General features: G+C 44.1%; 8 protein-coding genes and 1 pseudogene. 3 read left to right on the forward strand and 6 right to left on the reverse strand.

The annotated features are described in order from the left end of the window. Positions 1–167: 167 nt before the first annotated feature. Positions 168–860, forward strand: coding sequence for a response regulator transcription factor (locus LYNGBM3L_RS30695; RefSeq protein ID WP_008190591.1), 693 nt, complete (start codon positions 168–170; stop codon positions 858–860). Here the strand turns inward: LYNGBM3L_RS30695 and LYNGBM3L_RS30700 are convergent. From LYNGBM3L_RS30700 to LYNGBM3L_RS42220, 3 genes and pseudogenes are all read right to left on the reverse strand, one after another. After that, positions 829–3358 (reverse strand): annotated as a pseudogene (locus LYNGBM3L_RS30700) (DNA gyrase/topoisomerase IV subunit A). The gene LYNGBM3L_RS30695 and the pseudogene LYNGBM3L_RS30700 overlap by 32 nt on opposite strands. A gap of 124 nt (positions 3359–3482) precedes the next feature. Further along, on the reverse strand, positions 3483–4766 hold the full coding sequence (gene iscB, locus LYNGBM3L_RS30705) for an RNA-guided endonuclease IscB (RefSeq protein WP_008190597.1): 1284 nt from the start codon (positions 4764–4766) through the stop codon (positions 3483–3485). Between the two features lie 695 nt (positions 4767–5461). After that, complete coding sequence (locus LYNGBM3L_RS42220; protein ID WP_131827168.1) at positions 5462–5644, reverse strand: hypothetical protein; 183 nt, start codon at positions 5642–5644, stop codon at positions 5462–5464. A gap of 309 nt (positions 5645–5953) precedes the next feature. On the opposite strand from LYNGBM3L_RS42220, the gene LYNGBM3L_RS30710 reads away from it, so the two are divergent. Continuing rightward, complete coding sequence (locus tag LYNGBM3L_RS30710; RefSeq protein WP_008190602.1) at positions 5954–6355, forward strand: response regulator; 402 nt, start codon at positions 5954–5956, stop codon at positions 6353–6355. 145 nt (positions 6356–6500) lie between these two features. Here the strand turns inward: LYNGBM3L_RS30710 and LYNGBM3L_RS30715 are convergent, their stop codons facing one another. The 3 genes from LYNGBM3L_RS30715 to LYNGBM3L_RS30720 all read right to left on the reverse strand — a co-directional run bounded on the left by LYNGBM3L_RS30715 (position 6501) and on the right by LYNGBM3L_RS30720 (position 7856). Continuing rightward, a complete protein-coding gene (locus LYNGBM3L_RS30715) occupies positions 6501–7361 on the reverse strand; it encodes a tetratricopeptide repeat protein (RefSeq protein WP_044495524.1) in 861 nt (286 codons plus the stop codon). Between the two features lie 88 nt (positions 7362–7449). Continuing rightward, entirely contained in the window at positions 7450–7587 is a 138-nt protein-coding gene (locus LYNGBM3L_RS44680) for a hypothetical protein (RefSeq protein ID WP_161603209.1), read from the reverse strand. A gap of 26 nt (positions 7588–7613) precedes the next feature. Continuing rightward, positions 7614–7856 carry a hypothetical protein gene (locus LYNGBM3L_RS30720; protein WP_131827167.1) on the reverse strand — a complete coding sequence of 81 codons (243 nt, stop codon included), beginning with the start codon at positions 7854–7856 and terminating at the stop codon, positions 7614–7616. A gap of 444 nt (positions 7857–8300) precedes the next feature. Between LYNGBM3L_RS30720 and LYNGBM3L_RS30725 the strand changes: the two genes are divergently transcribed. After that, entirely contained in the window at positions 8301–11147 is a 2847-nt protein-coding gene (locus LYNGBM3L_RS30725) for a COR domain-containing protein (RefSeq protein ID WP_008190613.1), read from the forward strand. The last annotated feature ends 587 nt before the right edge of the window (positions 11148–11734 follow it).

Genomic DNA, 11734 nt, shown 5'->3' on the forward strand with positions numbered 1-11734 from the left:
GAACAGTGGTTGCGACTGCTGTCAACTTAACTGTTGCTGATCTAGGTAGAAACTGGAGGAACGAGAGTCACATAAGTTAATCTTGACCTAGAATCGCCACTCCAATCTCTTTTAGACTTTACCTATGTACTCTTATCAGTCATTTTTAACAAAAAACTACTTCTACAATGAAAATTTTATTAGTGGAAGATGATATTCTCCTTGCTGAAAATTTATCCGAAGCCCTCACCAACCAACGTTACGTGGTTGATCTGGTTACCAATGGGGAAATTGCTTGCCAGCAATCCCAAATGCTTGATTATGACTTGATGGTGCTAGATCTGACTCTGCCCAAGCTCGATGGCTTTGGTGTTTGTCGAAAATTGCGAGCCCAAGGCTATCAAATGCCGATTCTAATGTTGACGGGTCGCGATACCACTAATGATAAAGTCAAGGGTCTAGATGCAGGGGCTGATGATTATCTAGTTAAGCCAGTTGACTTACCAGAATTATTTGCTCGGATTCGGGCTCTGCTGCGCCGAGGTCAATCTATCGCACCACCAGTACTTAAGTGGGGAGATTTGCGTCTTGACCCGAGTACCTATGAAGTAAGCTATGCTCACCAACCTATCCACTTTACCCGTAAGGAGTATAGTTTACTGGAGTTTTTGCTGCGCAACGGTCGGCGGGTACTAACTCGCAGTGTTATTATCGAGCACGTCTGGTCTTTTGAAAACCCTCCCGAAGAGGAGACGGTCAACGCTTACATCAAAAGTTTGAGGCGCAAACTGAGATTAGCTGGCGCACCCAGAGATTTGATTGAAACCGTTCACAGTGTGGGCTATCGCCTTAAACAGTTAATTCCTGAATCACAGGAGTAACGCTGATGATTTTTTCCTCCGGCTTGAGTTGGGCAATGCGATCGCCTGTGCCATCTTTTCCCCAAATCGGCACGGATTTCATAGCTAAACGCTTACCGCCAAGGGAAGTGACTACCATGACGTCATTGGCGATGGAATCCCTGACCATGCTGACCAAACCATCTTTAGCGGTTTTAAACTGTAGCGCTTGAGTTCCCAGGTCTCCCCGATTAGCCAACCTGATCGCCTGCACGGGGAGGCGCTTTCCATACCCCTGCTCAGACACCAGTAAGAGGTTTTCCTCTTCCCCTAGGACAACACAGCCAACCAGCTTTTCTTTACCCTTTAGCCGCAAAGCTTGATTTCCTTGAGCGCTGCGTCCCATAATCGGTAACTGTTTGTCATTCACCTCAAACCGCAAAAGCCGTCCATTGCTGGTTGCTACCACCACTTGTGTCGCTGTAGTAGATAGGTTGGCATACTGTAGTTGATCATCATTTCTGAACTTGGTAAGCAACATACCACGGTTCGTTAGTTTTGTCAACTCAGATACTGATACACGCTTAATTTTACCTTGGTGAGTCAGCAAAACTAGGGTGAAGTTTTCTAGGTCATCTGGCACCCTAAAGTGAGCCACAACTGTTTCTGATTGGGCAGAATTTGGCAGCAACTTTACCAAGGGAATACCCTGCTTGCGTCCAGCCGCTGGTGGAATATCTCTAATTTTGACTGGGTAGGCTTTGCCAGAACCAGTGATTACCATTAATTCTTGTGTGGTGAGCAACAGCTGAGCCTGAACTACAAAGTCCTCCCCTTGTTTAATTGACTTGGGTAATTTTGGCTGTGTTGTGGCACTTTGCCGCTGTACATACCCGTGAGAGGTAAATTCTAGAAGTGTTTGTTCTGGCTCAGTGGGAGCATTAGGTAGGGTATCAGGAGTTTTTTGGGGTTGAGCAGATTTCTTACTCCTGGGTTGAGCAGCTGTCGGTTGTTCTAGCTTTTTTTCAGTGGAAGCAATAGAGTTTATTATGGTACGGCGAGGATCACCGTACTTGCGTTTAAGCGATCGCAAATCTTTCTTCAGGGCTTTGAGCAATTCCCGCCGATCATTGAGTAATTGGTGCAGCTGTTCCAGGCGCTGGGAAAGTTCCTCACCCTCGGTCTCTAACTTTTCTCGTTCTAAGCCAGTTAGCCGTCGCATGGGCATGGCCAGAATTGCGTCAGCCTGGATTTCACTTAAGTTTAACTGATTTTGGAGGGACAGCTTAGCAGTGGTACCATCAGGAGCATTTCTGAGAATGTCAATCATGGCATCCAGCTGATTGAGGCTAGCCAGTAACCCGTCTACCAGGTGAAGACGTCTTTCTTTCTGGGACTGCTCATAGGTATATTGGCGGGTTAGAGTCTGTTCTCGGAAGCTAATAAATGATTCTAACAACTGCCGCAGGGTAAGTTGTCGGGGTTGTCCATCTACCAAGGTCAGCAGGATAGCACCAAAGTTTGTTTGCAGGGGAGTTTGCTTATACAACTGCTGGAGAACCGCTGATGGCTGAGCATCTCGTTTGAGTTCCACCACCACCCGCATCCCTTCGCGATCGCTTTCATCTCGGATATCGCTAATCCCTTCTATACGCCCTTGATTCACCAAAGCTGCTACTTTTTCAATCCAGGCGGCCTTATGGACCTGATAGGGCAACTCACTCACTACAATTGCCCTACGCTGCCCCCGTTTCTTTCGACCGACTTGAATGGTTTCAAGCTTGGTGATGCCTCGAATCGGTATACTGCCACGACCGGTAGTATAGGCATCCCGAATCCCCTCAGCTGCCACAATTTCCCCCCCAGTGGGAAAATCAGGTCCGGGAATTAATTCCCAGAGTTTTTCATCTGGTAAATTGGGCCGGTCAATCAGAGCAATCAAGCCATCTACTATCTCTGCCAAATTGTGAGGAGGAATATTGGTGGCCATGCCCACAGCAATGCCAGAGCAACCATTGAGCAACAACACCGGTAATTGTGCCGGGAGTACCACTGGCTCTTGCTGGGAGCTATCAAAGTTGTCGATAAAATCAACGGTTGCTTCCCCAATTTCTGACAATAGGGCTTGAGCGCCCACGGGAGAAAGTCGGGTTTCAGTGTAACGCATGGCTGCTGGTGGATCATTATCCACCGAACCAAAATTGCCATGACCGTCAAGGAGGGGATAGCGGGTGGAAAAGTCTTGGACTAAACGCACCATGGCTTCATACACCGCTTGGTCACCGTGGGGGTGATATTTTCCCCAACACATCCCCAACCACACGAGCACATTTGCGGTATGGTCGATCTGGGGTTAACCCTAATTCGTGCATCGCATATAGGATACGTCGATGTACGGGCTTAAGCCCATCACGGACATCAGGTAAAGCACGCCCCACAATCACACTCATGGCATATTCAAGATATGACCGTTGCATCTCCAAATGCAGGGCTGTGGGAATGACATTACTGTTTTCCAGTAGGTTCAGCTGTTTTGTCATCAAAAATCCTCCAAGGAATTGACCACCTAAAAAGCGTTAAGGGGGCGGACGCCTAAACCCGTTAGGGTTAGCGCCCGGGGAATTACCGCCAATAAATTTGTCGAGCGGTAGCGAGTCCGTTGATTCAAAGTCCGTATTGATAGCCGTCCGCTCGCTGAATGGTTTTTAGATATTTCGGATGTACATCAAAGCTCCTTATCTTAGTGCTCAGCTTAAAAGATGGCCTATAGCGAATCGCAATTCGTCCGGTATACTGCCCCGCGTATTTACCTAATGGGATATCGGCCTTGACTAAATCCCCGGTTTGAAACCCCATAAAGAATTTCTGTGAGGGAGCATGTCCATTAGGAAAGCCATATCGGTCGGTTCGACATCGCTGCCGCCTGCCATGACCTTTGGCTTTGACAATCAGAGGTCTGAGCCGATTAATTAGCAGTCTTTCGGGTGTAGAAGTACCAACACAAGCCGCGTCTGTCCAATGGGTTTTAGCAAGCCCCTGGAGTTTGCGATTGAATTTAGTCTGACCACCAGTACCCGTTTCCACAGGTAACCCGTACCCTTTGAGTCTCCTGAGCAATTCCCATCGGGTTGAATTAACCGCCGCCGCATCTTTCAAAGGAGTTAATGCTTTGGTTAATAACCGCTTTAACACGTCCGGTTTTTTCAGCAGAAACATCTCCACCGGCTGATTTCCCTTAGCTTGGTTGCAAGGGCGGCAAGCCAGGGTCAGGTTGCTGACTCGGTTAGAGCCACCCTGGCTTAAAGCTTGAATGTGTTCTATTTCAAGAGGAACACCATCAGTACTGCAATAAGCGCATTTTCTACCCCATTTCTCGAGTAAATATTCTTTGACTTCAAAACCGAATAGTTCTCCTCGCTGGTACTCAACGCCGCTAATTTCGGGGTTCTGCATTTTCTGCATATCAAACCTGACTAACTCTTGAGAGAGTGCCGTGATCGGACATACCCTTAGAATCCGCCTGACCCAGGTTTCGACGTTCGCAATCCGACTTTCAAGAGATGGTGGGAGCCAGCCTTCTTTTCGAGTCCGGTTAAGAAACCGAGGTTTGCGATATCGGAGTTTACGACTACGCCGCCTTTGTCTTAACTTTCTACGAGAGTCTAGAGATTTCTTAATCTGCTGCCCTCGGTGTTCAATCTCGAAGGCATTAGTCACCCGTCCGGTCTGCTCTTGAACTATGGCAATGCCGGTTTTTTGGGAGCCTGGGTCTATTTTGAGTCGGTAGGGATGGGTAACTGAATCCTCGACCGTCCTGTCTAGTACTACGATGGTGAAGGGGTAGCGCTTGAACACCTTAGCACGCCCCTTTTTTAGCAATTTTCTTGCCCGTGCCGGATGGCAGGGGTCTAGAGGAAAGAGGTTTTTATCGTAAACAAAAGTGTACATTACTGTACCTCTCAATTTCTTGGTAAGGTTTGCCTAGACGGTGTTAGTACTCGGTACTTTCCGGATCACACTGGCTTTCCCGAATGGCCTGTTTAATCACCCGGTTGTAGAGCTTGGAACTGGCACGCATTCCAAGGTACGAACTTTAACTCTTGGTACTAACGGCTGCGCTTATTTTTAAGGCCGTCTGGTCAACAGGCTTTATTCAAGCCCACACTGTACCCGCATCGGGTCAGTGTGCGGTAGTTGACAGGGTGATCGGGGTTTAGGGTATAGGGAAATTGCACGCTCGTTAAGGCTACGGTACTCGAAAAGATCGGAAAAATAAGGAGAAGAGAATGTCTTCTTCACCTAATCAAGTCCCCTTGATCTTTCCATCTGCTCTAGCATCCAGCTTAACCAGCGTGACTATTGATGCATATAGGTGATGCATATAGAAAAACACAGACACTAGCTCACCCTAAGTTAAGTATTCAGCTATCAGCTTTCCGCTTTCAGCTTTCAGCTATCAGCTTTCCGCTTTCAGCTTTCCGCTTTCAGCTTTCCGCTTTCAGCTTTCCGCTTTCAGCTAATGCGCACGCTACTTGAGGTGCTTTTGAATAAGCGATGGAGCGCCGACCTGCGGGGGTTTCCACGGGGCTTTCAAGGTGCGGACGCAGGTGACCCACGCAGCCCCTCCCCACTCGCGCTTTGCATCAAGACAACAGGTAAGCATTGGAATAATGCTGAGTTACGTTAGCTGAGGGCTGACGGCTGAGGGCTGACGGCTGAGGGCTGACGGCTGACGGCTGAATGCTTACACCATAAAATTTGAGCATCTGGTTCCAAAGCCGATTTCCCGCCTTAAGATAGTGTTGCTTAGCTAAAGCACGACTCAAAGAAACAGGCTCAAGCTTAACCAGCCAGAAGCTTCGCTTCCAGCAAGCCGTTCCACTGTCCCCAAGACACTACAATGTAAATTTGGATGCAGTGTGGGTTGGCTTTTGCCAGGAGCGTCAGCTTCCCTGGTATTAAGCAGCCTATCACCTGTATTAGTCCCATGAACATTACTAGTTAGCTAAGGATGTGGGGAAAGTAGACTTGGGAAGATGACATCTTGAATTTGAAATAGCAAAATGACAGATTCCCTGTCAAACTTATGATCAAATGACTCTTTTGCCAAAAATGACTCTCTTGATGCAACGCCCATGAAAACCGTTCTGATTGTCGAAGATGATCCGATTAATGCTCGTGTTTTTGCCAAGATTCTCACTAAGCGGGGCGGTTTGAATGTAAAGCATACTGAAGATGTAGAAGAAGTAATGCAGCTAGCCCAAGCTGGGGAGCCAGACATTATCTTGATGGATGTTTCCCTAGCTCATAGTGTTTATCAGGGTCAATCAGTAGACGGCATTAAGATTACCCAAATGCTTAAGGCTGATGCTGATACCTCTAAACTGCCCATTATTCTGGTCACTGCTCATGCGATGGAAGGGGATAGAGAAAAATTTCTTAAGCAAAGTGGTGCCGATGACTACATCTCCAAACCCGTTGTTGACCATCAACAGTTTGTTGATCAAATCATGGCTCTACTACCCCAGGACAATTAAATTCCTGTCTTGAAAATTGCCAATCTTAAAACCACCGCCCTTGAGATGATTGCCCATATTTGGCTGCCATCCCTCCCCTATTGGCAATTGATAGAGATCAAGCACTATTTTTAGAAGTCACCCATGACAGGTGGAGTTGAGCTACTTAGGGTATACCTTCACCCTGGATAATGGTGGCTTGGATTCTGGGATTTTCCAGAAACTTTTTGGTTTCAGAAAGCAGGCGTTTACCCCACAAGTTTTCCTTAAGAAACTCTAAGTTAGCATAGCGGCTATCTAGGCGGATTGCCGCTTCTCCCATTAACAGTCCCTTTTCGATATCCCCTTGGGCATACAGAGCCACAGCGATCGCAAGTTGAGGTTCTGCCGCCTCTTTATCAATCCCTATGGCTGCTTCCCATTGTTTAATGGCACTCTCCACATCTCCTTGTTCATAGTTGACCAACCCAATGTTGTTTATGGCAGGCCAAAAGCTTTTGTCTTGGTCAACAGCTTTGTTGTAAGCATCGATTGCTTCACTATACTGATTGAGCATATAGTAAGAATTGCCCAAGTCAAACAGGGCTTCTGGCACATCGGGTTTGAGTTTTAATCCCGCTTTCAACTGAGCGATCGCTTTTCTATACTCGCTTTTTTGAAAATAGGCTGACCCCAAGGTGAACAGCACTCCAGCCTCATCTGGTGCCAGAGAGTAAGACTTTTGCAAGGCTTCTATGCCTTGATCCAACTCTTGGGACTGTACGTACAAGGTTCCCAAGATAAACCAGGTTTGATAGGTGTTGGGGGCAAGTTGAGTAGCTAACTTGGCCTTAGGCAGAGCCAGGTCGTATTGTTGAAAGCGGACTAACTGAATGGCTTCTTGAGCCAGAGTTAAGCCCTGCTGTTCGAGTTCCTCTGAATCTAATTTTAGGGTATAGGGAATCAGTGCTTGTCCAGCCACTGGTGCTGACCAACTCATCAAACCCATGACAACAAGAATAGATAGTAATGGAATAGATTTAGGCACGGTACAGCCTCTTAGAATAATGACCTTAATGTGAATCTACAGGTTACGCAACTGCTGAGACTAATCCGGAAGGAATATAGCTCTAGCTTTAATCATCACGATAGGACTTTCCTGCTTCATCTGTCATCCTAGAGGATCTGACCAAGGTAAGTGTGGAGGGGTCGGGAGTCGGGAGTCGGGAGTCGGGAGTCGGGAGTCGGGAATCGGGGGTGTTGGAAACGGGCAAGATGCCCATTCCACACAAGATGCACATTACACACAAGTTGCCCATTCCACACAAGTTGCGTAGGGTGTGTTAGGGGCGGACTTGCCATTATTTTTCGTGTCGTAGCCAAGGTTGGGATAGTCCGCCCCGTAACGCACCACCAAAAAGCTGATTTTATCGGTAGCCAGTGTTGGGACAGTCGCTCCGGAAATGAAACGGGCAAGATGCCCATTCCACCAAAATGCCCATTCCACCATGATGCTCATTTCACCATGATGCTCATTCCACAAAACTATTCACATCATCTTGCATTTATGCAACACCGGATTTTTGGCGTTGCTGATTATGCGTATGGTTTTGCCCCCCTAGCCCCCCAATTCTGGGGGGAACAAAACTATCAAAGTCCCCCAGAATTGGGGGATTTAGGGGGCTTTAATAAAACCAAATGATCGCACATTCATTCCTTAATTCAGCAACGCCGGATTTTTTGTATTGCTGAATCAAAGAAGGAAATTCTTTCACCAAGATTTTTAAGTATAAATACTTATTGTTGCATTTAAGCAGTAATGCGACATCACTTTTCTATAGGAAAGATTAAAATAGATTTGTTGGGTCAGGGATAATACAGTTTTTATCGGACTTATGAGGTACAGTGTTTTTTGACGCTGATTACCTTAAAAATCTATTGCCTTAAAACCATAACCTTTGTCACTCACCCAAATAACCATTGCTATATGAGCGAAGATAGTATTCCAAAACGCTTCCGAGAAAAAATAAAAGAAGCCAGGAAAAAAAAACTTGAAATACTGGATTTGAGTAATGGATATCGAACCCAACCATTGACTAATATTCCAGAGGAAGTTTTTGAACTAAAACAAATTAGAGTATTAAACTTAAGCGGCAACCGAATATATCAAATACCAGAATATATTAGTAACATTACCAATTTAGTCAGGCTAGATTTGTCGCGTAATCAAATAACAAAATTACCCCAAAAAAATTTTGGTAATTTTATCAATTTAATCGAGCTAGATTTATCAAAAAATAACCTAATAAATCTCCCCGAATCTCTTGGAGAACTACCCAATTTAAAAAAGCTATATTTATCCCGTAATCAACTAAAAAAACTGCCGGTATCTCTTGGAAATCTCTACAATTTGACTGAACTAGATTTATCGTTAAATAAACTAAATACTTTTCCCGAATCTCTTGGAAATTTATCTAATTTAAGCAGGCTAGATTTAGTGGGCAATAACCTAAACAAACTGCCCGATTTTCTTGGTAACTTTTATAAGTTAACCGAACTATATTTATGGAATAATCAACTAACACATCTGCCCGAATCTCTTGGTAATATATTAAATTTAAGTAAGCTCCATTTATGGAATAATCAACTAACATATCTACCCAAATCTATTGGAAATTTATCCAATTTAACCAGTCTAGATTTGTCGTATAATCAACTAAGCAAACTACCAGAAAATATTGTAAATCTATCCAATTTAACCCATCTAGATTTATCGGGTAATCCCCTCGTTGTCCCACCGCCAGAAGTGGTCAGTGGAGGTGTAGGTGCTATTAAACAATATTTTCGACAATTAAGGAAAGAAGGAAAAGATTATATCTATGAAGCTAAGTTGTTGATTGTGGGCGAGGCTGGAGCAGGCAAGACTAGTTTAGCTAAGAAAATTGAAGACCCTCAATACCAACTCCAAGACAATCAACAGTCTACAGAAGGCATTGATGTTATCAAATGGAGTTTTCCTCTAGATAGCGGACGAGAATTTAACGTTAATATTTGGGATTTTGGGGGCCAAGAAATTTATCATGCTACCCATCAGTTTTTTTTAAGTAAACGTTCTCTCTATACTTTAGTTGCAGATAGTCGTAAACAAGATACGGATTTTTATTATTGGTTAAATATTGTAGACAAATTAAGTGACAATAGCCCCCTGTTGATTATTAAAAACGAGAAACAAAACCGCCAAAGAGACATTAACGAAAGAGCTTTGCGAGGACAGTTTACCAATCTCAAAGAAACTCTGGCTACTAACCTCAAAACTAACCGAGGTTTAGAAAAGATTACCGATGAAATTAAACATTACATTAAAAAATTACCTCACGTCGGGCAAGAATTACCCAAAACTTGGGTAAATGTGCGTCAAGCTTTAGAAAACGATGCTCACAATTATATCTCTCTTCAAGACTATCTGGATATTTGTAAAATCAATGGATTTACTCGACGGTCAGATGCATTACAGTTAAGCGGATATCTCCACGATTTAGGAGTATGTCTTCATTTCCAGGATCAAGAAGAGTCGTTGTTATATAAAATAGTCATTCTTAAACCCGAATGGGGTACCGATGCGGTTTACAACGTGCTGGATAATCATGACGTTATTAATAACAAAGGAAAGTTTACTCGCAAGGATTTAAAACGTATTTGGAAGGAAGACAAGTATGCCTCTACCAGAGGAGAATTACTAGAACTAATGAAGAAATTTCAACTTTGCTATAAAATTCCTGACAGCAAAGATACCTTTATCGCCCCTCAACTCCTCAGCGATAACCAACCATACTATGATTGGAATCCATCCCATAATCTGATTTTACGTTACGCTTATCCGGATTTTATGCCCAAGGGTATTATCACTCGTTTGATTGTGGTGATGCATCAGTATATTGACCAACAACAATACGTTTGGAAAAGTGGCGTCATCTTAACTAAAGACAACACCAAAGCTGAAGTGATTGAATATTACGGTAAACGGGAGATTAAGATTAGGGTTACTGGTAGAGATAAGCGGGGATTATTAACTATAGTTGCTTATGAACTAGATAGAATACATAATTCTTATAAGCGCTTGAAGTACAGTCAGTTAATACCTTGTAATTGTTCTACGTGTAAAGACAGTCAGTCGCCACATTCTTATCCCTTTGAAACATTGCGAAAATTTATAGCAGACAAGGAATACACCATTCAATGTCAACAAAGCTATCAGATGGTGAATGTTCTGAATTTAATTGATGATATAATAGATGTTAACAAGTTAGTATCTAACGATCAACAAGATAGTAATCAATCCATTCAGTTTAAAGGCGATATTCAAAAATTAGTATTGCTATTATCACAACACGGTAATATTTCTGGAGATTATTCTGAAATCATGGCTAATATCAACGATAAAAGTCAAAATATAAATATATCGGATAACGCTACAGTAACAAATAGTTTTGCTGGTGCGTTTAACTTAGGTGAGATTAGTGGTACAGTTGCTAATACTATCAACCAGTTACCTAGCTTTGAGCCTGAGCCTGATAAAAAACAACTGAAGGAATTACTCAGTCAACTGCAAAGCGCAGTCTTAGCAGAAGATTTGGATGACGAAGACAAAGCAGAAGCCCTAGAACAAATTGAAGCGATCGCTTCTGGTTTAACTAATTCCGAAGATGGTGCTGTGAAGAAAGTAGTTAAGAAGGCGATGAAAATACTCATGGGAACTGCTGCTGCTTTGTCTCCTACTGCTAATATGGTAACTATATGTAAGGATTTACCAGGTTTGATTAGTAAGATATTTTGAGAAAAAGGCAAGATAAGCGATCAGCGATCAGCGATCAGCTTTCAGCTTTCAGCGATCAGCGATCAGCGATCAGCGATCAGCTTTCAGCTTTCAGCTTTCAGCATTCAGCTATCAGCTTATGCGCTACGCGCACAGCTTTTGAATAAAACAAGTAAGCATTGCTTTAATCTCTGTTACGTCAGCTGAAGGCTGACGGCTGAAGGCTGACGGCTGACGGCTGACCGCTGACGGCTGACCGCTGACGGCTGACCGCTGACGGCTGACCGCTGACGGCTGACCGCTGAATGCTTACAAAAAATATAAGTCTAAAAATAAAAAAAATAGCCGTAGATATTATGTCTACGGCTTTTTCAATACCACAGTAAGTGGATTGAAATTGTCATGTCAGTCAGATTCCAAACCAAACCTGATGTGATCTTATTTTATTGGCCAAAGGCCACGCTACGCGAAAAGACCAGGAGCCTTTGCAAGGGGGGAAACCCCCCCAGAAATTTAGCGATGCAGCGCGGTCTTGGGGAGCCAGTGCGGTCTTGGGGGTTCCCCCCATGAGCAACTGGCGTGGTTTCCCCCATGAGCGACTGCATCAA

This window comes from Moorena producens 3L, from assembly GCF_000211815.1.
Classification (GTDB): Bacteria; Cyanobacteriota; Cyanobacteriia; order Cyanobacteriales; family Coleofasciculaceae; genus Moorena; species Moorena producens.